At 69.5% G+C, this 24,257-nt stretch carries 15 protein-coding genes; 9 read left to right on the top strand and 6 right to left on the bottom strand.

The features are described from left to right. Positions 1 to 431 precede the first annotated feature (431 nt). Both B0I29_RS45590 and B0I29_RS03125 read left to right on the top strand, forming a co-directional pair. Positions 432 to 623 carry a hypothetical protein gene (locus tag B0I29_RS45590; protein ID WP_111647243.1) on the top strand — a complete coding sequence of 64 codons (192 nt, stop codon included), beginning with the start codon at positions 432 to 434 and terminating at the stop codon, positions 621 to 623. 259 nt (positions 624 to 882) lie between these two features. Then, positions 883 to 1,389 (top strand): hypothetical protein, encoded by a 507-nt coding sequence (locus B0I29_RS03125; protein WP_146616701.1) that lies wholly within the window; start codon positions 883 to 885, stop codon positions 1,387 to 1,389. Between the two features lie 244 nt (positions 1,390 to 1,633). Here B0I29_RS03125 and B0I29_RS03115 read toward each other — a convergent pair whose 3' ends face one another. Further along, on the bottom strand, positions 1,634 to 2,377 hold the full coding sequence (locus tag B0I29_RS03115) for a M15 family metallopeptidase (RefSeq protein ID WP_221401841.1): 744 nt from the start codon (positions 2,375 to 2,377) through the stop codon (positions 1,634 to 1,636). A gap of 144 nt (positions 2,378 to 2,521) precedes the next feature. On the opposite strand from B0I29_RS03115, the gene B0I29_RS03110 reads away from it, so the two are divergent. Continuing rightward, positions 2,522 to 3,745 carry an FxsB family cyclophane-forming radical SAM/SPASM peptide maturase gene (locus B0I29_RS03110; protein WP_111647239.1) on the top strand — a complete coding sequence of 408 codons (1,224 nt, stop codon included), beginning with the start codon at positions 2,522 to 2,524 and terminating at the stop codon, positions 3,743 to 3,745. On the opposite strand, the gene B0I29_RS03105 is transcribed toward B0I29_RS03110, so the two are convergent. Both B0I29_RS03105 and pgfA read right to left on the bottom strand, forming a co-directional pair. Further along, the gene (locus B0I29_RS03105; RefSeq protein ID WP_111647238.1) at positions 3,648 to 4,796 is read right to left on the bottom strand and encodes an AI-2E family transporter; all 1,149 of its coding nucleotides are present in this window, start codon (positions 4,794 to 4,796) and stop codon (positions 3,648 to 3,650) included. The genes B0I29_RS03110 and B0I29_RS03105 overlap by 98 nt on opposite strands. A 114-nt stretch (positions 4,797 to 4,910) precedes the next feature. Next, positions 4,911 to 5,957, bottom strand: a complete 1,047-nt coding sequence (pgfA, locus tag B0I29_RS03100) for a cell envelope lipid trafficking protein PgfA (RefSeq protein ID WP_111647237.1) — start codon at positions 5,955 to 5,957, stop codon at positions 4,911 to 4,913. Positions 5,958 to 6,064: 107 nt separating this feature from the next. On the opposite strand from pgfA, the gene B0I29_RS03095 reads away from it, so the two are divergent. After that, the gene (locus tag B0I29_RS03095) at positions 6,065 to 7,261 is read left to right on the top strand and encodes an acyltransferase family protein (RefSeq protein ID WP_111647236.1); all 1,197 of its coding nucleotides are present in this window, start codon (positions 6,065 to 6,067) and stop codon (positions 7,259 to 7,261) included. On the opposite strand, the gene B0I29_RS03090 is transcribed toward B0I29_RS03095, so the two are convergent. Continuing rightward, entirely contained in the window at positions 7,174 to 11,430 is a 4,257-nt protein-coding gene (locus tag B0I29_RS03090) for an alpha-(1->3)-arabinofuranosyltransferase (RefSeq protein ID WP_181557663.1), read from the bottom strand. The two genes, B0I29_RS03095 and B0I29_RS03090, sit on opposite strands and share 88 nt — an antisense overlap. 156 nt (positions 11,431 to 11,586) lie before the next feature. Between B0I29_RS03090 and B0I29_RS03085 the strand changes: the two genes are divergently transcribed. Next, complete coding sequence (locus B0I29_RS03085) at positions 11,587 to 12,753, top strand: glycosyltransferase family 4 protein (protein ID WP_111647234.1); 1,167 nt, start codon at positions 11,587 to 11,589, stop codon at positions 12,751 to 12,753. 55 nt (positions 12,754 to 12,808) lie between these two features. On the opposite strand, the gene B0I29_RS45585 is transcribed toward B0I29_RS03085, so the two are convergent. Continuing rightward, the gene (locus B0I29_RS45585; RefSeq protein ID WP_181557662.1) at positions 12,809 to 12,985 is read right to left on the bottom strand and encodes a hypothetical protein; all 177 of its coding nucleotides are present in this window, start codon (positions 12,983 to 12,985) and stop codon (positions 12,809 to 12,811) included. A gap of 46 nt (positions 12,986 to 13,031) precedes the next feature. Next, complete coding sequence (locus B0I29_RS03080) at positions 13,032 to 14,576, bottom strand: MmpA family trehalose lipid delivery protein (protein WP_483887901.1); 1,545 nt, start codon at positions 14,574 to 14,576, stop codon at positions 13,032 to 13,034. Between the two features lie 121 nt (positions 14,577 to 14,697). Here B0I29_RS03080 and B0I29_RS03075 point away from each other — a divergent pair, with 121 nt between their 5' ends. From B0I29_RS03075 to B0I29_RS03060, 4 genes are all read left to right on the top strand, one after another. After that, a complete protein-coding gene (locus tag B0I29_RS03075; protein WP_181557661.1) occupies positions 14,698 to 15,912 on the top strand; it encodes a polysaccharide biosynthesis protein in 1,215 nt (404 codons plus the stop codon). A 30-nt stretch (positions 15,913 to 15,942) separates the two neighbouring features. Continuing rightward, complete coding sequence (locus B0I29_RS03070; RefSeq protein WP_111647232.1) at positions 15,943 to 18,417, top strand: fibronectin type III domain-containing protein; 2,475 nt, start codon at positions 15,943 to 15,945, stop codon at positions 18,415 to 18,417. A 50-nt stretch (positions 18,418 to 18,467) separates the two neighbouring features. After that, positions 18,468 to 20,123, top strand: a complete 1,656-nt coding sequence (locus B0I29_RS03065; RefSeq protein ID WP_111647231.1) for a putative bifunctional diguanylate cyclase/phosphodiesterase — start codon at positions 18,468 to 18,470, stop codon at positions 20,121 to 20,123. An 81-nt stretch (positions 20,124 to 20,204) separates the two neighbouring features. After that, positions 20,205 to 24,125, top strand: a complete 3,921-nt coding sequence (locus tag B0I29_RS03060) for a bifunctional nitrate reductase/sulfite reductase flavoprotein subunit alpha (RefSeq protein ID WP_111647366.1) — start codon at positions 20,205 to 20,207, stop codon at positions 24,123 to 24,125. Positions 24,126 to 24,257: the final 132 nt, after the last annotated feature.

Raw genomic sequence — 24,257 nt, 5'->3', positions numbered from 1 at the left:
CCCTGGCGTAGATGAAGCCACACAGTGCCATTACGTGCGACCTGGTCTAGCTCCCGTCGGGCGGCCGGGGCGGCATTTCGTTCGGCGCAGCAGGGGTGACCGGCCCACACGAGGAACTTCCGAGCGTGGCAGACACGAAGAGCTGCGCAGGGGCGGCCGGCACACGCAAACGACATGCACAGGGGCGGTGAGCGCACGCAAATCCCTTTCGCGTGCGCTCACCGCCGTCCTGGGGGCGGCCAGCGCACGCGATACGTTTCCGCGTGCACTCACCGCCCCTGCCACGACGTTGTGCGTGCGCTCACCGCCTGCACCATGACCTTGCGCCCCGCCTAACACCGTGACCTTGCGTCGCGATCGCCGCGCCGCGCTCTTGCAGGCAGGGTCAGGAGTTCCTGGCCTCAGCTTCGGCGACGGCGTGAGGCGGCTGGGTGGGGTCACCGTTCTGGCAGACTTCGCTGGTGGCCGACGCCGACGAACGTGAGTCTGAACTCGAGTACCTGCCTCAGGTGGAACTCCTGGCCCGGGACATCGTCGATCGGGCGCTGGACGAGGGCTGGCTCAGCTTCGCCCGTGATCCGGACGATGCGACACCGTTAGAGGTCAGAGGTCCGTCGCACTGAAGTGCATGTAGTCGGCTGGCGCTTGATCGCCTGCCTGGTGAATGCATTCCTTACCCAGCCTCACCTGCGTTTCAATACGTCAGTTCTAGTCAAGATGGTCGATGCCGGTCGCCGTTGCGCGGCCCGGTGGCGGCCTGGACGGCCCAGGGGCATCCCAGAGTGCCGGGTCCAGGACGGGTAACCCTGCCCGCCGGAGGCAGGCTCTTCGAAGAGCGCCCCTAATCTCTGCCGTAGCGTTCAGAGCTGTAAGGAGATGCCGGTGGACATCTGGGCCGTGAAGAGTGACGATCAGCGCGAAAGCTGGCGGATGGTCCCGCTTGTGAGTATTGGTCCGCTGCGGTTTGGCATGAGCCTTTCAGAGGTCACGGCACTTCTTGTTGAGACGCCTTTGGTGGCCACGACACTCATCGGCGGGGAAGTGCAAGACGCGCACACCTCTGAACGAACGACTCTGTACTTCAAACGAGGGCACTTGTACGGGGTTGCTCTGGACGCCCGGATCGGGCCGCAGGTCGAGTTCGAGGGCATCCGGCTGACCGGCCGCATCCCCTCAGAAGTCGAAGACCAGGTGTGGCGCTATTCGCAGAAGCACAACGTGGAGTTGCGATACGCGCCGACCGCAGATCCCCACCTCCCGAGCCTCGGTCTGATCCTTCGGGTTCAGCGGGCAGGCGATGGGCTGCTGAGCAGACCTGTGTTCATCGCCAGCGACAACTCTGACGCTTGGCATGCCGTGCCCGACAAAGAGTGGAATGTCTATCTCTGAGGTCCAGGAGTAGGTTCGCTAGAGCCGGTACTCGGCGCTGCCGGACGCGGGGAGAGCATCAAGGCGATCGCCGAGTGGCTCGGCCACGCCGACCCGGCGTTCACGCTGCGGGTCTACGCCCACCTCATGCCAGACAGCCCCGGCCGCGCTCGCAAGGCTCTGGACGCGTTGTTCGACGGCCCGACCGGCTTCCACGGCCCAGCGACGGCCCAGACAGGGGAGTGACCCGCATATGACCAGGTCATCACAGGTCTGTCGTACTGAAGTGCATGTAGTCCTTTAAGGACTTCCACCGTCCGCCCCAGGCGAACCCGTTCCCCGTGAACGCCTCCACGGCCCCGCCCTCATGCACCATCCCCGGCCAGTAGTTCTCCCGCGCCAGCCACTTCTCCGTATTGGGCGGATCCAGATAATCCCCCCGGATCATCGGGTTCTGGCGAGGATTCACGTCCACCGCACGCCCATACGAATGCTGCGACCACTTGGTCGTCCCCGCCACGAAGCGGCACTCATACCCGCTGGTCAGAACAGAGCGATCGGTCAGCCCCGGCATGTTCACCGACGCCGGCTGCATCACCATGACGGGGAATCGCCAGCGATACAGCTGCGCGAACGCCCTCTGCGTCTGCGCCACCAGCGAGCCATGCATGATCAGGCTCCCGTTGTGCACCTTGCCCTGGAAGTCCAGATAACGCACCCAGATCCGCCGGAGATCAGAGACCGGCACCGGGCATTTGCGGCCCACGCTGCCGTTGGCCTCTTTCTCGGTGACCGTCTCGACACGGGTCCGGAAGTCCGGGATCGGCGCCCGCGGGGCGGAGAGCAGCAGCATCCCGTCGGCCCGCGCCCTGTCGTAGGACCCGAGGCCGTTCCATTCCCGCAATTCAGCGACCCGCACTCCATAGGAGGACGCGACCTCGGCCAGCGTGTCCCCGGGCCGGACCACGTGAGAAGAAGCGGGGGCGGCGGCCGGCGACAGCGCGAGCATCACCACAGACAAGGTTTTCCACACAAATAACCAGAATCAACACCACAATCACGAAATATCCGTTTTAAACGTATAAGTGACTCAGGTCACATGGTCAACATCACTCCACCGGAAAGGCGAGCATCACACACGTACCGTTGCCTGATGCTCTGGCCGTACCCCGCCCTCGACCTGACCCGGCTGAAAGCCGCCGGCTGGCGTCCCCAGCCGTTCCGGGAGTTCGTGCTCAAGGTCCACCAGCGCTGCAACCTCGCCTGCACCTACTGCTACGTCTACGAGTCGCCCGACCGCAGCTGGCAGACCCGCCCGCGCATCATGAGCGACGAGGTCTGGGCCGCGGCCTCCGCGCGCATCGCGCAACATGCCGCGACGCACGCTCTTTCTGGGGTACGCGTAATCCTGCACGGCGGCGAACCCCTGCTAGCTGGAGCGGCCAATCTCCGGCAGCACGTGGCAACGCTGAGGAAAACCCTGCCCGGCGGCTGCGCAGCAACGGTCACCATGCAGACCAACGGTGTCGGGCTCACCGAGCGGGCCCTCGACGAGCTGGCCGCCGAGCACATCCGGGTCGGGGTGAGTGTCGACGGCACACCGGCCGACCACGACCGGAACCGGGTGTTCAAGAGCGGCCGTGGCAGTTTCGCGGCAACCGAGAGGGCGCTCCGACATCTGCAAGCAAGACCCGACCTCTACGCCGGCCTGCTGTGCACGATCGACCCCGCCACCGACCCGATCGAAACCTATGAGGCCCTGCGAAAGCACAACCCGCCCGCCATCGACCTCCTGCTGCCGCACGCGAACTGGGCGAACCCACCCACCACCGACGCGGCACGCTGGCTGATCGCCGTCTTCGACCACTGGTACCCGGCCCCGACGACCCGGATCCGCCTCTTCGAGGACATCATGAGCCTGCTGTTGGGCGGGTCGAGCGGTTCCGAGCAGGTCGGCTTGAGCCCGGTCGCCGTGGCCGTGGTCGAGTCCGACGGCGACATCGAGCAGGTCGACGCCCTGAAGACGGCGTACCCGGGTGCGTGTGCGACGGGCCGCAACGTACGCACGGACGCCTTCGACGACGCCCTGGAACATCCCGGCATAGCGGCCCGGCAGATCGGCGTCGAAGCGCTCGCCGACGGCTGCCGGGCCTGCCCGGTGCACCGGGTCTGCGGCGGCGGGCATTACGCCCACCGCTACCGGCCGGGCGACGGCTTCCGGAACCCGACCGTGTACTGCGCCGACATGCGCCGCCTGATCGAGCACATAGCGAATCGGATCAGGCGGGATCTGGCTCAGGGTGAGAAGAAGCGGGATCGGCAGCCGGAGGGTCGGGCTCGACAACCGGCGGCGGAACCACCACCGGCTGATCACTGAGCTGCTCCCGCGTGTACGTCCAGATCACCGCGACGATCGCCGCCACCGGCACCGCGAGCAGCGCACCCACGATCCCGTACAGACTGCTGCCGAGCGTCACCGCGAGCAGCACCACCGCGGCGTGCAGTCCGAGCCCGCGACTCTGCACCATCGGCTGGAAGACGTTTCCTTCCAGCTGCTGCACGGCCACGATGATGGCGAGCACGATCAGCGCGTCGGTCCAGCCGTTCGACACGAGCGCGATCAGCACCGCGACGAAGCCGGCGAAGAGCGCGCCGACGATCGGCACGAACGCCGACACGAAGGTCAGCACGGCGAGCGGCAGGACGAGCGGCACACCGACGATCCAGAGGCCGACGCCGATGAAGACGGCGTCGAGCAGGCCGACGAAGGCCTGCGAGCGTACGAACGAGCCCAGGGTGTTCCAGCTGCGGCTGGCGATCTCCGGCACGTCGGTGGAGAGCCGGCCGGGCAGCTGCCGGCCGAGCCACGGCAGGAAGCGCGGGCCGTCCTTGAGGAAGAAGAACATCAGGAACAGCGCGAGGACCGTGGTGACCAGGCCGTCGACGACGGTGTTCACACCGGTCAGGGTGGCCGTGGCGATGTCGCCGATGCTGTTCTGAAGCCGGTCGATGGCGGTGTCGAGGGCCGAGTTCACCTGGTCGTCGCCGATGTTGAGCGGCGGGCCGGCCGCCCAGTCCCGGACGGTCTGGATGCCGTCGGCGACGCCGGTGGCGAGGGTGCCGGACTCGGAGGCGACCGGGACGATGATGCCGACCAGGGTGCCGACGGCCACGACCAGGAACAGGATCGTGACGAGCGAGGCGGCCAGCGCGGGCGGCCATCCGTGCTTGCGCAGGAAGCGGACCGCCGGCCAGGTCAGCGTGGTCAGCAGCAGCGCGACGACGAGCGGCCAGATGATCGACCAGGCGCTGCCGAGCACCCGCAGCACCACCCAGGTCATCAGCAGCACGATCAGCAGTTGCAGCGAGATGAACGCCGATGTGCGCAGCGCGTGGCGCGACTTTCTGACGCTCAGAGTGGGGCCCATGTGATCACCCTAGGAATACGGAGCGAGTCCCGCACCCCAGGGGTACGGGACTCGCCGATGAAGCCGATAAAAACGATGAAACGATGAAGCCGATCGAACGATGAAACGTACGGGTCAGGCGGAAACCTTGCCGTCCGAGTCCTCGGTGATCTCTTCGTGCCGGTGCTTGGCGGCGGCCTGACGGCGGCCGGTGGTGACCATCCAGAGTCCGAGGACCAGGAGGATGGCGCCGAGCACGACGACGCCGAGCGGGAGCCAGCGGCTGATCAGCAGCACCTGGCTCTTCGTGTCGGAGGTCGACTGCACGTTGTTGGTGACGGTGTCCTCGGTGTAGACGAAGTCACCGTTGAGGAGCTGGACCGGCGTGCCCACGTTCGGGACGAAGGTCTTGCGCTGCTGCTCCGACACCTTGATGAACTGACCAGTGGTCGGTTCCACCCAGATGGTGCGGGTGTTGCTGTAGTTCACCGTTCCCGCCGTGGCGGTAGGAGCGAACGCACCGATCAGGGAAGCCACACGCTCGGAGGTGAAACCGAGGTCGGTCTCCGGGATCACCTGCTCGAACTTGTAGACCTCGAGGCCCTGGATGTCCTCGGTGCCCTTGTACTCGATCGGCAGCGCCTTGCGCAGGTCACGGTCGAAGTACTCGTAGTTCTTCTTCTCCGTGCCGAACGGGAACTTGTAGAGCTGGCCCTGGAAGCTGACCGACGCCGGAGACTCGGTGTCGTTCAGTGCCTGGCCGTTCCACTCCACCGCGGAGGCGGTGTCGCGGTCGAGAGCGATCAGAGCCTCGTACTGGCTGATCATCTCGCCGCGCTCGGACCAAACGGTCGTTCCGAGCCCACGCCAGACGACCGAGTCACCCTCACCGAACACGTCGTTGGTCGTGTCCGCGAGCGGCGAGATCTCGGTGGTCGAGCGCAGCGTCCCGGACTTGATGGCGACCTCGGGCGTCGGAGAGCCCGTCGTGTAGAGGAACTGCGCGTTCGTGGCCTCGGCAACGCTCGGCCGCAGGCAGTCCTCGGTCACGGTTTTGGTGCACAATTTAAGGTCGTACGGCAGCCGGGCTACTGTCGGCGCGACGTAGAACGCAAGCCCCGCGGCGATAACCACCGCGAAAACGCCGATGCCGAACAGCACGGCACCCAAGCGAGCTTTCACTGAACCTCCCCATCAGACGGCCGACCGCATTGCGCCAGAGGCGCCGTCGCCGATAATGACCGGAGGTTACTCGCCGGTTACATGGTTACGGAACCCTTGGACGGTACATGTCTGCACCGATTTCGACGGCTACACTGCAACGCCTGCCTGCCCTGGACGTGGTCCGGGTGGTCGGCGCGCTCGCTGTGGTCGGGCACCACGTCGGATTCGCCACCGGTGTCAATACCGGTGGTGGTGTCTGGGGTGGCTGGTTGGCTCGTCTGGACTCCGGCGTCGCGGTGTTCTTCGTGCTCTCCGGGTTTCTGCTGTTCCGGCCGTGGGCGCAGGCCCAGACGACCGGCGGCCGGAAACCAACGACGGGCCGCTATCTCTGGCGACGCGTGATGCGCGTGCTTCCGGCGTACTGGGTGGCGGTGGTGGTGTGTCTGCTGCTGCTGGATCGCAACTCCGACGCCACGCGTGCCGACTGGATCCGCCACTTCACGCTGACCCAGATCTATCAGGGCGCCGAACTGAGGCACGGCCTGAGTCAGACCTGGAGCCTCTGCACCGAGGTGGTCTTCTACCTGCTGCTGCCGATCATCGGTGCGCTGCTGACGGCCGGCCGGAAACGGACCGGGCGGCCGTGGGCGATCATCGCGGGTGGCATCGTGATCACCGCGGTGTGGGTGGCGCTGATCGGCGCGGGGGTGCTGTCACCGAGCCTGCACACGATGTGGCTGCCGGCGTACGGGCTGTGGTTCGGCGCCGGGATGCTGCTGGCCTCGGTCCACGTGTCCCTCCGCAACGGCCTGCGGCCGCGCTGGCGTTTCCTGGACGGGATCGCCGCGGCGCCGCTGGCCTGCTGGGCGGCGGCGCTGGCGGTCTACGCCATCGCCACCACCCCGATCGCCGGCCCGCCCGGCCTGGGCGAGCCGACGGCCGCCGAGTTCGGCACCAAGATGATCCTGTACACGCTGCTCGCGGTGCTGATTACCATCCCGCTGGCGTTCGGCCCGCAGACCCGGTCCAAGGAGCTGTTCAGCAGCCCCTCAGCCCGCTGGCTCGGCACCGTCTCGTACGGGATCTTCCTCTGGCACCCGTTCGTTCTGGAGATGTTCTACCAGGTCACCGGTCGTCCGGAGTTCACCGGCGGCTTCTGGGAGACGTACCTCGTGGTGGCGGGCGGCGGCACGGTGCTCGCCGCACTCAGCTTCTACATGATCGAGCGTCCGGCTCAGCGCTTCAGCCACCGCTGGCCGCGTCCGCGGCGCAGGATCACCGAGAGCCAGAGCAAGACCGCTGCGGCGACCGCGGTGAGCTGAGGCAGCGCGGCGGTGTGCCCGCCGAGCGTCACCGCGTAATACCCGGCCGCCGCGAAGAGCACGACCGGCAGCAGCCAGCCGGCCAGGACACTGGTCCGGCTGAGCCGCCGCCGGTCGTGTTCGCCGAAGTACGGGCGTAGCACCCGGAACACGAGCACGGCCGCCGCGCCGATCAGGGCCAGCCCGATCGCCGCGAACCCGCCGAAGACCACCAGGGCCGCACCGCCGAACAACGCGGGCAGCAGGACACCCCGGCGGCGCCGGGCGGCAGCCACCATGATCGGCAGGCCGCCGGACGGACGTCCCCGCCCGGCCAGGATCGCGACCACCGTGACGCCGGTCAGCAGCAGCGCGCCGCCGCTGATCGCCGCGCCGTAGAGCCGGTCCGGATCGAAGCGCATGACCACTTCGCCGCTCGCGCCGGCCGGCACGAGCCAGGCCTGCTGCCAGCCGTCCACCACGATCGTCGGCAGGTCCTCGCCGTCGATGCTGGCGGCCCAGCCCGTGTTGACGTTCTCGCGCAGCGCCAGGACCCGCTGGTTCGGGTACGCGTCCAGGACCACCCGCCGCTGCGTCGCCGACCACGATTCGATCGTCAGCGGCGTACGCACACCGGTGGCCGCCGAGGCCACCGTGTCGTCGACGACCGGGCTGCCGCCGGCCTGCCCACCGGAGGCACTGGTGGCCTTGACCGGCGTCAGGATCACCTGACTCGGCACGGACACGGCCGAGGCGGCCGCCACCACCCGGGTCACGCCGGCCGAGACCGGGATCGGCGTCCGCGCGGTGTCACCGCAGAGCCGCGTCTCGACCTCGCGCAGTTCGAGCAGGTCGCGCCGGCTGGCGATCATCGCGGTGTTGCGGACGACGCCTTCGACGGTCACCTTCGGCCCGCTGCCGCAGCCCAGGTCCAGCTTGGTGGTCTGGCTGGCGCGCTCCGGCGCCTTGTCGGGCAGGGCGGTGAACTCGCCGACCGCGACCGGCAGGGTCCGCTGCACGTTGCGGTACGGGTCGTAGCTGTTCGCCGGCGCCGTGTCGGTGATCAGCACGGTCAGCTCGTCGGTCTTCATCGGCGGGTCGAACACCAGGGTGCCGCCCGCGTCGAGGAACCCGTCGCGCACGTCGTGGTCGCCGAGCACGGTGACCTGCCAGGGCCGGGCCGCGGCGGTCGCCTCGGTGGTGGTCAGCTGGATCCCGTTGATCTGGCGTACCGCCGGCCAGGTCATCCGCAGCCACGGCTTGGTGTCGCCGTCGGAGGCGTACCAGGCGGTGTCCGGGTCGCCGTCGGCGACCACGCCGGGCCGGGTGGCCGGTTCGAGGACACCGACCGAGGAGGTGGTGACCGTCGGGGTGATGTCCTTGGCGATGGACGCCTTGCCACCCGCGTTCATCAGCTCGTTGAGCGCCGATCCGGCGCGCGGCCGGGCGGTGAGCTTGAGGTTGTACTGCGCGTCGACCGGCAGCGTGGTGGTCCGGTCGATCCGGGTGCCGTCCTCCGAGCCACGGGCCAGGTCGCCGTTGCAGATCGGCCGGCCGTTGTCGAAGTAGCAGGCCGGGATCGCGGTGGCGAGCGAGTAGACCATGCTCGGGGCGACGCCGGCCACCGGGCTGTCCGGCACCACGAGGGTCCGCTCGGCCTTCACTCCGGGGATGTTGAGCTCGGCGATGCCGACGCCGCCGAAGCCGATCCGCACGTCGCGGACCGCGTCGAACGAGATCCGGATCCGGTCGGTGAGCTGTGTCGGTTCGAGTTCGACGACCACGCTGGTGCCAGAGACGTCCTGGGTGACCGGCAGGTTCTGGCCGGACGCCACGGTGATCCTGGTGGGCACCGAGTCGCTGCCCAGGTCGAAGGTGAGCCCGATCTGCTCGACCCGCCGCTGGCTGGGCAGCTTCACCTCGAACCACTGCTCGGTCGCGATCGTGCCGGGCGCGGACCGCCACGACGTCTCCCGGTCGCCGTCGAGGGCCGCGAACGGCTGGTACGCGGGCCGGGACCCGGTCAGCGGCTGCGCCTGCGAGTACGCGCTGGCCGCGGTGACCGACGTGATCCCGGAGTACCGGGCGACGGTCTCGTTGCCCTCACTCCAGCTGGGCAGGTAATCACGGGCCGGCACGTCGAGAATCTGCTGGTCGGTGGCCTGCATGGTGGCCGACGCGCTGTCGTGCGAGAGGCCGAACGCGACCTCCTTGCGGCGCAGCCCGTCGGTGAGCACGACCGGGCCGTTCGCGGTGTCCTCGGTACGGTCACCGGCCAGCACGGCCGGCCCAGCCGGAAGCGCACCGGCTGCCGACGCGGACAGGATCGACTCGGGCCCGCCGACCACCGTGGTGATCTGGCTCGAGTCGTACGCGACCACCGGCTCGACCTCGGCCTGGACCTCCCAGACCTCCAGCGTGCGGACCTTGGTGTTGAGCCCGTTGTCGACATAGAGGCCGGGCAGGTGCCCGCCACCGATGTACGGCCCGAACCCGGCGACCTGCCGCAGACCGGGTGAGCGGGCCAGCGCCTGCTTCACGATGACCGGCTGGGTCGCGCCGGAGCGGCCGTAATCGAGGTCGGAGCGCAGCAGCAGGTACCGCACCCCGGAGCGGGCCAGGAAGTCGGCCAGTCCGGCGGAGCCGGCCCCGGACGTCAGGGTCTGCTCGATCGAGTCGAGCACCCGGATGGTCTCCGGCGGGGTGAGCGGGATCGAGCTGCGCACACCCCAGCGCTTGTCCAGCAGCGGCTGGGTGATCTCGTCGCTCGGGTTGCCCCAGAGATAGCGGGGGAACCGGGTTCCGGGCACGACGAGCACGTGTTCCTGGTCGAGGTTGCGGTTGAGCCAGCCGGAGGCCTGCTGCCAGTACTGCGGCACGCTCTGGAAACTGCCCTGCGCGGCGAGGCCACCACCGAGCGCCGGGGCGGCCACGCCACCGACCGCGATGAGGGCGACGCCGGCGACCACGACGGCGCGCAGCTGGGCCGGCCGGATCTGGTTCCGGAACTGCGGCGCGGGAGCGGCCGCGGCGGCCCGGGCGAAGACGGTGAGCAGGTGGGCCATGCCGAGGATCAGCGGCAGCCGGACCACCACGTCGAACTTGTGCACGTTGCGCAGCGGCGCGCCGGCCCCGTCGAGGAAGACCCGCTGCGCCTCGGCGAACAGGCCGGAGACCGCGCCGACGTGACCGAGACCGACCATGGCGAGACCGACCAGCAGGCCGGTGATCAGGAATCCGCGGTGCGGCATGCCGCGGCGGGCCAGCCCGGCGATGCCGAGCCCGGCCACGACCAGGGTCGCGATGACCAGCGGCTGCTCGGTGGCGAGGCGCCAGCCGGCCGTCCAGGGCGCGCCGAACGAGCTGCTCAGGTACGCGTGCCAGTGCGAAGCCCCGCGCAGGACCGTCACCGTGTCGGTGGTGGAGGTGGTCACCGCGCCGGTCTCGATGTAATCCAGGAACGGCGGGCTGTACCGGCCGAGCAGCAGCAGCGGCACCACCCACCAGGCGGTGGCGCAGGCGACCGCGATGCCCCAGGCCACGACGGCCTTGATCCGCAGCGAGAACGGTCGCAGTCCGAGCAGCCAGATGCCGGCGAGCGGGACCACGGCCAGCACGGCGGTCGCGTTGACACCGCCGGCGCACGCCACCATCAGCGCGGACCGGGTCACCGCGCGCAGCAGGGGAGCGCCGGTGGCGAGCCCGACCAGCGGGATCAGCACCCACGGCGCGATCGCGCTGGGCCACGCCTCGACCGAGATCGGACCGAGCTCGGTGATCATGCGGGGGGAGAGGGCGAACGCGACGCCGGCGAAGAGCCGGGTCCAGGGTGAGCCGATGTTGAGCTTCTCGGCGAGCTTCACGACGCCGGTGCAGGCGACCGCCATCACGACGGCCCACCAGAGCCGCTGGATCACCCAGGCAGGGAGCCCGATGACCTTGCCGGCCAAGAAGAACGAGCCCATCGGCCAGAGGTATCCGTACGCCTGATTCTGAAGCTGGCCGAACGTGCCGGCCGGGTCCCAGACATGCAGCGCGCGGGCCAGCCATCCGGCGGGATCAACGGCCAGGTCGACCTTGGTGTCGATGACGATCTGTCCGGGATCCTGGAGAAACCCCAGCGCAGCGAGGCCGAGACAGACCGCCACCAGGCGCATCCGCCAGATCGAACGCTGATCAACGCCGCCCACATCGGCAGTTTCAACGGTGTTTCGTGGGTGGCGCATGTTTCTCCCGTTCCGCCATTGCGGAGTCATCTGGCAACCCCATAGTGTGACGCGACCCGCGAATGCTACTCGCTAGTAGAGGTGATTGTGGACATACCGGCAGCCGCATCCCGGCACGTCATGTTCCTCAACTGGCGGGACACTCGTAACCCCCACGGTGGCGGATCCGAAGTCTACGTGGAGAAGATCGCCGGGGAACTTATCCGTCGGGGATATCGAGCGACGCTCTTCTGCGCAGCTCACGACGAGGGTCCGGCCGATGAGACGACCGCCGCTGGTCTGCGCGTGGTGCGCAGAGGCGGCAGGCACACGGTGTACCTCCGTGCCGCTCTGGCCTACCTGCTCGGCATGATCGGCATCGGCCCGCTGAGCCGGCGCCGGGGTGGCCGGCCCGACGTCCTGGTCGACGTCGGTAACGGTCTGCCATTTTTCTCGCCGCTTTGGAGCCGGCGTCCGGTCATCGCTCTCGTGCACCATGTGCACCGCGAGCAGTGGCCTGTCGTACTGACTCCGCGACTCGCGCGCATCGGGTGGTGGATCGAGTCGTGGCTGGCGCCGCGGCTCTACAGCCACTGCCGGTACGTGACCGTTTCCGCCGCTACCCGCGACGAGCTCGCGGTCCTCGGCGTCGACCCGGAGCGCGTCACCATCGTGCACAACGGCACCCCGGAGATGGCCCCGGCCGCCCCGGTGGCGCGTACCCCTGAGCCCTCGCTCGTGGTCCTGGGCCGGCTCGTTCCGCACAAGCGGGTCGAGATGGCGCTGGACGCGGTGGCCGAGCTGCACCACGAGTTCCCCGGCCTGACCCTCACGGTCGCCGGTCAGGGCTGGTGGGAGGACGAGCTCCGGGAGTACGCGGTGAAGCACGGCATCGCCGACCGGGTGCGGTTCGCCGGTTTCGTCAGCGACGAGGAGAAGCGCGTCCTGATGAGCGAGGCGTGGCTGGCGCTCACCCCGTCGCTCAAGGAGGGCTGGGGCCTGACGATCGTCGAGGCCGGCGCGGTGGGTACGCCGAACATCGCGATCCGCGGCGCCGGTGGCGTCGAGGAGTCCCTGGTCGACGGGCGTACCGGTCTGCTGGCCGACGACACACCCGACTTCATCGCGAAGACCCGGCTGCTGCTTGCTGACGACGCGCTGCGCGCCGAGATGGGCAGCGCCGCACGGGCGCACGCCGACTGCTTCACCTGGCCGTCGGCGGGGGAGAAGTTCGCCGGTCTGATCTCCGCGCCGCGCGTGGTCCGGGCGACCGATCAGCCCCGGCAGCGCACACACACCGCGGGATAGAACACCAACGAAAAAGGTCCCGGCCAGCCGAGCTGCCGGGACCTTTTCGCGTGGCTCAGCGGCTGCCGTACACGCCCGACTGCAGGACGTCCTCGGACACCTTGGACTCGTCCACGCTGTTGGCGGTCGCGGTCGACGAACTGTTGAGCGTGTTCGCGAGTGCGGCCGTGCCGAGCGCGCCCAGCCCCAGGGCGACCACCCCGGCCAGAAGCAGCGGAAGGGCTCTGGTCATTCGGTAACTCCTCCTTGACGCGTGTGTGCTCTGCGTGCGCGGGACGCTACCACGTAGTAACTTCCGTGCGAAGAGTGTTCTCGTACAGGTCCAGATACGGACCGTCATACACGAGCCGTAAACCGGTCAGCGCGGCAGCCGGCACCTCAGATTTCCCGGCGACCCGCTGCACCACGACCCAGCGAAGTCCGAGCGAGGCGAGCGGGGTCCCGGTTTTCAAGGCCTGTCGCGCCGCGGCAGCCCGGTGATCCTCACCGGTCACCACGATGTTCCCCACGACCAGCCGGTCGTCGGTCACCACGTCGGCGTCGAGATAGCGCGGCAGCGGATCGAGCACGGTTCGCCCGAGATTCCAGGAGTAGGTGTGATAGGCGGAGAACGGCAGCGAGAGCACCGGACCGGGCGCTTCGCCGACCAGCCGCGCCACCACCGCGAAATCCTCCGGGTACGGCACCGGCCGCAACCGGTCCCCGGCACCGAACGCCAGGTCCGGCTGGATCGCGACCGGCAGCAACAGCGCCCCGGCCAGCACGATGCGCCCGGAAAAGCGGTCACTGAGCGCCGCAGCGGCCCGCTCGGCGCCGAGCGCCATCGCGAGACACAGCAGCAAAGCGTACGGAAGAACGAACTTCTGCCCGTCCCGCAGCAACCCGGCCCCGGGCACCGTGCCGACCAGCCACTCCAGAACCGTCCGCCCACCCGGCAGCAGCACGAACGCGGCCACCAGGAAACCACCGCCGGCCAGCACGAGCAGCCGGATCGCGGCGCCACCCGGCCAGCGATCCCGCAGCGCCGTCGCGCCACCAAGAGCAAGAAGGAGAACTACCAGGGTGCCCACCGGCGCGAGCAGCGATTCCCGGCTGGGCAGGGTGGTCTGCGCGTTCCAGATGCCGCCGGTGCCGAGCAGCGAGCCCAGCGTGCCGCTCCAGTTCTCGGCGCGGGCCGCGAACGCCGCCACCCCGTCCGGATCGCTGCGGGCGTCCGCGTCGGTCAGGGCCGTCGCGAGCAGCCAGGGAGTGTTCAGCAGCGCGACGCCGGCGATGGCGACAGCGGACAGCACACTCCGGCGAGCGGCCATCACGACCGTGGTGAGCAGCGCGAGCACACCGCCGGTCGGTGTCACCGAGGCGAGCGCGCCGAAACCGAGCAGCGCGAGCAGAGCCCGCCGGTCACCCTCCCGGACGCGCGTCGCGCTCCCGGCGATCCAGGGCAGGCTTGCGTACGCGAGAAGCAGCCCCCATTGCCCGAGCAGCAACCGTTCGGCGAGGTAGGGCGTCCAGGCGTACGCGACGGCCGCCACCAGCCGGGTTCCGGAGCGTTGCGCGGGGACCAGGCGGCCGGCGCCGATCGCGGCGAGCAGCAGCACCGCGGCCAGCACGATCCGCTGGAGCAGCCAGCCCGGCACGACCTGGGTGGCGAGCGAGACCAGCGCGTCCAGCGGCACCGCCCGGGGCAGCGTCGCGGACGGCACGACCAGATCCCAGCGCAGCGGCTGTTTCGGCACGAAGACCATGTCGTACGCCAGCAGATAGCCGGGAGCGGCGAGTGGGGCCAGCACCAGCGCGGTGACGACGACCGCGGTGGCGGGCAGCGCCAGCCGTCGCAGATCAGTCCCTCGCAGGGTGGGCCTCCTCCATCAAGATCGCGTCTCTAGCATGAGCGCGGCACGGCGACACCGTACACACAACGGGGACAGGAACAGGACAAGCAGGATGGCGAAGAGCAGTGGGATAGGAACGGCCGGACTGGCCGTCACCGGGGCGGGTGTGCTGGCCAACGCGCTGGCGTACGTCGTACCCGTGCTCGGTGCGCGGCAGCTCAGCCCGGCGGATCTCAGCGCGCTCGCCACCCTGCTCGCGATGACCGCGATCGCCGGGGTCGCCAGCACCGGGCTGCAGATCGCGGTGGCCGTGCACCGGGCCCGGTCCGGGCCGGTGCCGACCGCCCGGTCCGCCTTCTACACCGTGCTCGGCACCGCCTGCGCGCTGCTGTTCGTGATGCCGATCGCCGTCGTCGTGCTGGACCTGCGGGCACCCGCTACGGCGTTCGCCGCGATCTCCACGGTCGGCGTGGTCGCGGCCGGGCGCTGGCTCGGCGAGATGCAGGGCGACCAGCGGTTCCTGCCCCTGGCGGCGGGCATCGCTGTGGTCTCCGGCGGCCGGTACGGCGGCGTGGTGCTCGGCCTGGCCACCGGACTCGGGCTGACCACGTCGCTGCTGCTCGGTGCCGTCACCGCCGTCCTCGCACTGCCCGTCCTGCATCTGCTGGCGCGTCGTCCGGGCGTACCCAAGGAAGGTGAGGCTCTGCCGCTGCGGGCCGTGCTCACGGCAGGGGGAGCGACCCTCGCGATGCTCGTGGTCTCTTATGCCGATCTGCTGCTGGCCAGGCGTTTCCTGTCGCCGGATCTGTCCGGCGCCTACGCGGTCGGCACTGTTCTGACCAAGGGCGCGCTCTGGGCGCCGCAGGTGGTGACCATCCTGGCGCTGCCGCGGCTGGCGCAGGGCAATCGGCGCACGCTGCGGCTGGGGCTGCTCGTGGTCGGCGGCTGCGGCGTGTTCCTGGTGGCCGCGTCGGCGCTGGCCGGTGGGCTGGCGTTCGGGCTGGCCGGTGGCCCGGACTATGTGGAGATGGGCCGGTACGCGTGGATCTTCGCGGCGACCGGTGCCTGCTACGGGCTGGTCTTCATGCTGATCAATGCTCAGGTCGCCGCCGAGGCCCGCTGGCCGTCCGCTCCGCTGTGGGTGGTGACGGCGTTGTTCGTCCTCGGGACCTGGCTCTTCCTGCCGCACACCGTGCCGGGTATCGCGGCAGGTGCGCTGGGTGCCGCGGTGCTCGCGCTGACCGTCACCGGAGCGCTGGTAATAGCACGTGTCCGGACATCCGTTACCGAAGTGCGATCCAATCATGAGAGTCTCTCCGTCGAGTAAGGAACGACGGGGGTCGGAATTTTGAAGAAGGTGACACGCCGGGTTCTCGGTGGTCTCGTGGTGGCCGCACTGATCGGTGGGACCGCGGCGGCGGCCACCTGGGGTGACGAGGATCCACCCGAGGACGGCGGCGGGTTTCCGGCCGAGCAGCTGACCACGATGTTCCAGACGTACGGCGACACGTCGGGCACCTGGCTGGGCGCCGACCGGACCGCGTCGGTGACACTGCCCGACGGCCGGATCCTCTGGCTCTTCTCGGACACGTTCCTCGGCAAGCCCGGTGCGGACGGCTCCCGGCCGCGCACCTCCGGCCTGATCAACAGCTCGGCCATCACGCAGACCGGCGCCGAGCTGGGCCCGCTGCGGTACGGCGGCACCTCGGCCGCGCCGACCTCGCTCGTCCCGGCCGGCAAGGACGCCGATTTCGCCTGGGTCGGCGACGCCGTGGTCACCGGCGAGTCGGTGCAGGTCCTGGTGAACCGGTACAAGCGGTCCGGCGCCGGCCCGCTGGACCACCGGCTGACCGGCACCACGCTTGCCACTTTCGGACTTCCCGACCTCACCACCGGTCCGGTCCGGGACCTGCCGCTGGGCACCCGCATCTCGTGGGGTTCCGAGGTGATGCCGGACGGCGAGTTCACCTACGTCTACGGCACCGAGGTCGCCGGCGACATGAAGTTCGCCCACGTGGCCCGGGTCCGCGGCACCGACCTGACCCAGCCGTGGGAGTTCTGGACCGGCGCCGAGTGGACGACCGCCGAGGACAAGTCGGCGCGGCTGATCAGCGGCGTCGGCACCAACTACGGCATGCGCAAGATCGGCGGCCGGTACGTCCTGGTCACCCACGAGAACAATCTGACGTTCAGCTCGGAGTTCGTGGCGTACACCGCGGAGTCGCCGACCGGGCCGTTCGGCGGGCCGCACTATCTGTTCACCGCGCCCGAGGTCGCCGACGGGCACATCGTCTACGACGCCGACCTGCACCCCGATCTGGCCCGGCCCGGCCGGCTGCTGATCTCGTACAACGTGAACAACCTGGACGAGGCGGTCACCTACGGCGACGCCAGCATCTATCGCCCGCGCTTCTTCGAGATCGAGTGGCCGCTCGACGGCTCGTCGGACGAGGGCCCGGACGTGCCGGAAGGCCTGGCCGCCACGCCCGACGGCGCCGGCGTCGCGAGCCTCGCCTGGCAGCCGGTCAAGGGCGACGACATCACCTACCGCATCTACCGGCGCGACATCTCCGACGGACAGACCCATTTCGTACGCCTTGTCGAAACCCCGGGCGGTGCCACCAGTTTCCGTACCGACTTCCTGGTGAACGGGCACGACTACGAGTTCGCGGTGACCGCCGTCGACGCCGACGGCGGCGAGAGCGCGCTGTCCGCGCCGTCGACCATGCGGGCGACCGTGCCACCGCCGTCCGCCCCGGCCGCACCGCAGGTGGAGACCCTGCCCGACGGCCGGGTCACGATCCGCTGGGAGTCGATCGCGTTCGTGCAGCTCTTCAAGATCTTCCATCGCGACACGACAGCCGGGCAGGACAAGGCCGTCTCGGCCGGCACCTATCCGGGCAAGAGCGCCACCATCGGCCCGCTGAGCTCCGGCCACGAGTACGACATCACCCTGGTCGCCGTCGGCGGCGGCGGGGACAGCAAGCCGTCGTCGCCGACCCGGGTCACCCCGATCGTCGCGAAACCGCCGGCGCCCGGGCAGCCCAGCGCCGAGGCCCGGTCCGACGGCTCGATCCGGCTCACCTGGCCGCAGGTGGCGCCCGGACTCTCGTACCAGGTGTTCCGGCGCGACCTCACCGACGGCGGCGATTACGGACCGCCCGGCATCGCCGACGGCACCACGTTCGGCACCGGCCGGCTGGTGCACGGCCACGAGTACGAGTTCACCGTCGCGGCCGTCAACTCCGGCGGGGTGGGTGAGCGGTCGCCGACCGTACGGGCCACCGCCAAGCTGGCCGCGCCGGACGAGGCGCCCACCCGGCTCAAAGCCGACCCGGCCGCCGGGCAGGTCGAGCTGACCTGGCGGACCACCGGCTCGAACTGGTACTGGATCTTCCGCAAGGACCTGACCGCCGGCGAACGCGAGTTCACCCGCGAGGAGATCCCGGCCGAGGGCACCAAGGCCACCGTGCACGGCCTCGTCGACGGACATCAGTACGAGTTCACCGTCGCCGCGTTCAGCGACGGCGGCGTCGGCCCGCAGTCCAAGGCGGTGAAAGCCCAGATCCCCTCGGCCCTGCCGACCGGGCTGGCCGCCCGCAGCGACGGCCCCGGAGCAGTGATCGTGACCTGGAAGGAGACCAGGCCCGGCACGCTGTATCGGATCCAGGTGCGCGACGCCACCGCCGGGGAGCAGTGGCAGACCGACCCGTTCCCGGTGAGCGGCGACCGCTTCGACAAGACCATGCTGGTGGGCACCCATCGGTACGAGTTCCGGATTCAGCTCGCGGACGGGACCACATCGGACACCGTCGGGGTAACCGTGGAGTAAGACGCGGCGTGCATAATTCGATCTCCATCGTCGTCGTGCGGGGGTTCTGAATGGGTGAGCCGGCCCTCGCTGATCTGGCGGTTTCCGCCGCCGTGGTCGACGCGGACACGGCGATGGGCGAGATCGAAGGGCTGGTCCAAGCCGACCCGGGGATGCTCGGTGTCGTCACGGTCGTGGACGGCGTCCATCACCTCGTCGCCCGCGCCCGTCTGGATGTGCTGCTGGCCGGCCGTCTCGGTTACGGCCGGGCGCTTCTGCACCGCCGCCCGCTGCGTGCCGTCATCGGTGAGCCGGCCCTCGTCCTGCCCGCCGCGACGACCTGGGACGACGCGGCCCGGGTGGCGATCGGCCGGCCCGACCACCGCAAGTCGAACCCCATCGTTGTCGCCTTCGACGACGGCACTCTGGGGCTCGCCCCGGTCGGCCCGCTCGTCGAGTACCTGAGCGGCCGATATGCCGCGATGGCCTTCACCGACGAGCTGACCGGGCTCGGCAACCGCCGCAAGCTGGCTTCGCCGGGCGCGGTCGTGCCGGGTGCGCTCTTTTTGATCGACCTGAATCGCTTCAAGGAGATCAACGACGCTCTCGGACACGCCCGCGGTGACGAGCTGCTGCGTCATGTGGCGTCCGCGTTGAGCGCGGCCTGCGCTCCGGCCCCGGCGTACCGCCTGGGCGGCGACGAATTCGTGATCCGCACCGCCGATGGATGGCCGGCAGGTCCGCTCGCCGACGCCGGCCGGGATCTGCTGCGTGCCATCGAGGGACCGTTTCACGTGGCCGGGGTGCCGATCACCGTGGAGGCCGCCGTCGGCATCGCCGAGGGAGAAGCCGGCCTCGACGAGCTCCTGGCCCGGGCCGACGCCGCCATGTACCTGGCCAAACGCGACCGCACCCGGGTCGAGGTCTGGGCCCGGGAGACCGCCGTCGCCGACGTCGCCGACCTGGGCATGGAGACCGACCTGCGTTCGGCCATCGCCAACCACGAGCTGGTGCTGCACTACCAGCCGCTGGTGCACGCCCGCTCCGGCCAGGTCGCGTCATATGAGGCCCTGGTCCGCTGGGCCCACCCGGAACGCGGCCTGCTGTCACCACGCTCGTTCCTGCCCCGCGCCGAGCTCTCCGATGTCATCCACCCGCTCACCGAGGCGGTTCTCGCCGAAGCCATCGGGCAGGCGGCCTGCTGGCACCGCGCCGGCCGGACCATGCCGGTCGCGGTGAACCTGGCCGCGCCGGTGCTCGCCTCCGAGGGCATCGTCGCGATCGTGGAACGCCTGCTGGAACGCTCCGGCCTGCCACCCGAGGCACTGATCGTCGAGGTCACCGAGAGCGCCGTGATGACCCGTCCGGACCAGAGCGCCGACCGGCTCAGAGCGATCCGGGCCATGGGCGTACGCATCGCGATGGACGATTTCGGCACCGGTTACACCTCCCTGGAGCTGCTCACCCGGCTGCCGCTCGACGAGCTGAAACTGGATCGCTCGTTCGTCATGCGGGTGCACGAGCCGCAGGAACGGGTGATCGTCGAAGCGGTGGCCCGGATGGCGAACGGCCTCGGCCTCACCCTGGTCGCCGAGGGTGTCGAGGACAGCCGGACCGCCGAGACCCTGGCCGCGATCGGGTTCGACCTGCTGCAGGGTTACCACTTCGGCCGCCCCGAACCCGCAGCGGCTCACAACCTGGTCCCGGGCATAGTGACGTCCGGGTAATCAGGTACACACGTCTCTGTTGACGGACCGGAAACCGCGGCTTGAAAGCGTGAACCCTGTCGAGCTTCGAAAGGGGTGCGTGTGCCTGCCGATCTGACCCAGGTGAAGACCGTGTGCGGGTACTGCGGCGTCGGTTGCGGCATCGTCCTCGAGGTGGAGGGCCGCCGGGTCCTCAAGGTCAGCGGCGACAAGGCGCACCCCGCCAACGCCGGCCGGCTCTGCACCAAGGGCGCCACCAGCCTCGAACTGCTCGCCGCGCCGGGCCGGCTGGACACGGGGCTGATCCGGCCCCGGCGCGGCGCCGAACCCGAGCGCACGAGCGTCGACGCCGCCATCACCGAGACCGCCCGGCGGCTGCGCGCCATCATCGACGAGCACGGCCCGGACGCCTTCGCCATGTACGTCTCCGGCCAGATGACCCTGGAAGCGCAGTACCTGGCGAACAAGCTGGTCAAGGGCTATATCGGCACGAACAACATCGAGTCGAACTCGCGGCTGTGCATGGCGAGCGCCGGCACCGGATACAAGCTGTCGCTCGGCGCCGACGGGCCGCCCGGATCGTACGACGACCTGGACCACGCCGACGTGTTCCTGGTGATCGGCTCGAACATGGCGGACTGCCACCCGATCCTGTTCCTGCGGATGATGGAACGGGTCAAGGCCGGCGCGAAGCTGATCGTCGTCGACCCGCGGCGGACCGCGACGGCCGCCAAAGCGGATCTGTTCCTGCAGATCACGCCGGGGACCGACCTGGCGTTTCTGAACGGCCTGCTGAACCTTGTGCCGAAAAATCGCGATTTCATCGACGCGCACACCACCGGATGGGAGGCGATGCCGCCGCTGCTCGCCGAATACCCGCCGGACCGGGTCGCCGAGATCACCGGCATCCCGGAGGCCGACATCCGCACCGCCGCCGCGTGGATCGGCGCGGCCGGCAACTGGATGACCCTCTGGACCATGGGTCTCAACCAGAGCACTCACGGCACCTGGAACACCAACGTGATCTGCGATCTGCACCTGGCGACCGGCGCGATCTGTCGTACCGGAAGTGGGCCTTTCTCTCTGACCGGGCAGCCGAACGCCATGGGTGGGCGAGAGATGGGTTATATGGGTCCGGGCTTGCCCGGACAGCGATCGGTGCTGGTCCCGGCCGACCGCGAGTTCACCGAGCGGGTCTGGGACGTGCCGGCCGGCACGCTGCGCACCGAGGTCGGCAAGGGCACCGTCGACATGTTCGAGCAGATGGCCGACGGCCGGATCAAGGCCTGCTGGATCGTCTGCACCAACCCGGTCGCGTCGGTCGGCAACCGCCGGACCGTGATCGCCGGCCTCGAAGCCGCCGAACTCGTTATCACCCAGGACGCCTTCGCCGAGACCGAGACGAACGCCTATGCCGACATCGCCCTGCCCGCGGCGATGTGGTCGGAGACCGACGGCATCATGATCAATTCGGAACGCTCGCTCTCGCTGATCCACCCCGCCGCCGACGCGCCCGGCGCGGCCCTCCCCGACTGGCAGCTGATCGCGCGCGTCGCCGCCGAGATGGGTTACGCGCACGCCTTCACCTACACCAGTGCCGCCGAGATCCTCGAAGAGATCAAAACCTTTTCCAACCCACAGACCGGGTACGACCTGAGGGGTGTCAGCTACGAGCGTCTGAGCGACGGTCCCGTGCAGTGGCCGGCGGCTGTCGGCGGACCGGACCGCAACCCGATCCGCTATCTCGACGCCGAGCGCGGACTGCGGTTCGCCACCCCGGACGGCAAGGCGGTCTTCCACGCCCGCCCGCACCTGGACGCCGCCGAGATGCCCGACGACGACTTCCCGTTCGTGCTGAACACCGGCCGCCTGCAGCACCAGTGGCACACACTCACCAAGACCGCGAAGATCGCCAAGCTGAACAAGCTCAACCCGGGCCCGTTCGTCGAGATCCACCCGGACGACGCCGACCGGCACGGCATCGCGGCCGGCGACAAGGTGGAGATCGCCTCCCGGCGCGGGCGGGCCGTGCTGCCCGCGGTGCTCACCGACCGGGTCGCGCCCGGCAACTGCTTCGCGCCGTTCCACTGGAACGACCTGTTCGGCGAATACGTCAGCGTCAACGCGGTGACCAGCGACGCGGTTGATCCGCTGTCGTTCCAGCCGGAGCTGAAGATCTGCGCGGTGTCGCTGACCCGGGTGGCCGCGCCTGATCCCGTTCTTCCTGCTTCGTTCGTCTCTCCTGCTCTGCCGGCCGGTGGGCTGCACGAGATGCTGGGGCTCGACCCCACGCCGCCGGTGCTCGACGACGACCAGCGGCGATATCTCTCCGGATTCCTGGCCGGGGTGCCGGCGGGCCGGCCCTCGCCACCACTGCTGCCGGACAACGCGCCGTTCGACCGCGGCACGGCCATGTGGATCAACGGGCTGATGGCGGCGGCCGCTGCCGTGGAAAGGCCGCCAGTCGTTGCGCCGGCGGCGGGCCGCCTGCAGATTCTCTGGGCGTCGCAGACCGGCAACGCCGAGGAATTCGCGCGCGAATTGGCCGGAAGGCTCGCACCGACCGGTCGGCAGATCAGCGTTCTCGGCATGGATTCGGCCGCCGGCGAACTGCTCGAACCCGGCGCCGATCTGCTGTTGGTCACGAGCACTTTCGGCGACGGGGACGCTCCCGACAACGGCGCCGAATTCTGGCGCTCGCTCGCCGATGCGGCCGCGCCACGCCTCGACGGCCGCCGATACGCGGTGCTGGCATTCGGCGATTCCAGCTACGACGATTTCTGCGGCCACGGCCGCCGCCTCGACGAACGCCTCGCCGAGCTGGGCGCGGTCCGCCTCGCGCCGCGCGCCGACTGCGAGCCGGACTTCTCCGACACCGCGACCGGCTGGCTGGATTCGGTCACGGCCGCCCTGACCGCCCCGCCACCCGTCGCGCACACCAAGGCGAAACCGCTGACGTCCACCCTGGCCGGGAACCGGTTGCTCAGCCTGCCCGGGTCGGCGAAGGAGGTACGCCGGTTCACGTTCGCGACCGAGGGCCGGCTGGATTACCAGGCGGGCGACGCGCTAGGCGTCTGGCCGGTCAACTGTCCGGACCTGGTCACCGAGTGGCTGTCCCTGACCGGGTTGTCACCCTCGACCGAGGTCTCGCTCGGCATGACGCTGGGCGAGGCCCTGTCCAGCCGTCTCGACATCACCCGCATCACCACCGACCTGCTGCGCTTCACCGCCGAACGAGCCGGAGCCGCCCAGCTGAAGACCCTGCTCCGACCGGACAACAAGGGCGAGCTGGCGAAGTGGACCTGGGGCCGCCAGATAGCCGACCTGCTGGCCGAACACCCGGTCACAGCGACCGCGGAGGAGTGGCTGAGCGTCCTGAAACGCCTCCAGCCGCGCCTGTATTCGATCAGCTCGACACCGCTGGTCGACCCGGACAGAGTGAGCCTGACGGTTTCCGTGGTCCGCTACGGCCGTCGCAAAGGCGTCTGCTCCACCCACCTGGCAGACGCCCCGGCAGGCGCCGAGGTCCCGGTGTTCGTGCAGCGGTCCCCGCACTTCCGCCCGCCCTCCGACCCGTCCACCCCCATGATCATGATCGGTCCGGGCACCGGCGTCGCGCCGTTCGTAGGCTTCCTGGAGGAACGCCAGGCAACCGGCGCCACCGCCCCGAACTGGCTCTTCTTCGGCGAACAACGCCGGGCGACTGACTTCTACTACGAGCAGGAGCTGTCCGCCTTGCAGGAGTCAGGAACCCTGACCCGCCTGGACCTGGCCTTCTCCCGAGACCAGCGCACCAAGATCTACGTACAGGACCGCATGCGGGAACAGGGCGCCCACCTGTGGTCCTGGCTGCAGGACGGCGCTTTTATTTACGTCTGCGGCGACGCCAGCCGGATGGCCCGCGACGTGGACCAGGCCCTGCACGACATAGCGGTGAACCACGGCCGCCTGTCCCCAGAGGCAGCAACCACCTACCTGAAACAGCTGGCAGCCGAAAAACGCTACCGCCGAGACATCTACTAACCGTGGCAACAGAGCCGGGCCGGAGGTTCCCCACCCAGCCCCGCGAAAGCAGGCAGCGCGCCCACGACCCGGCCCACTCCCGCACCCGGCCGGCCGACCTTTCGTGGCGAGCCGTAGCTCAGACATGTAATC

The organism is Actinoplanes lutulentus (assembly GCF_003259845.1).
GTDB classification, from domain to species: domain Bacteria; phylum Actinomycetota; class Actinomycetes; order Mycobacteriales; family Micromonosporaceae; genus Actinoplanes; species Actinoplanes lutulentus.
The sequence above is the reverse complement of the archived record's forward strand: the minus strand, read 5'-3'. Positions and strand labels throughout refer to the sequence as shown.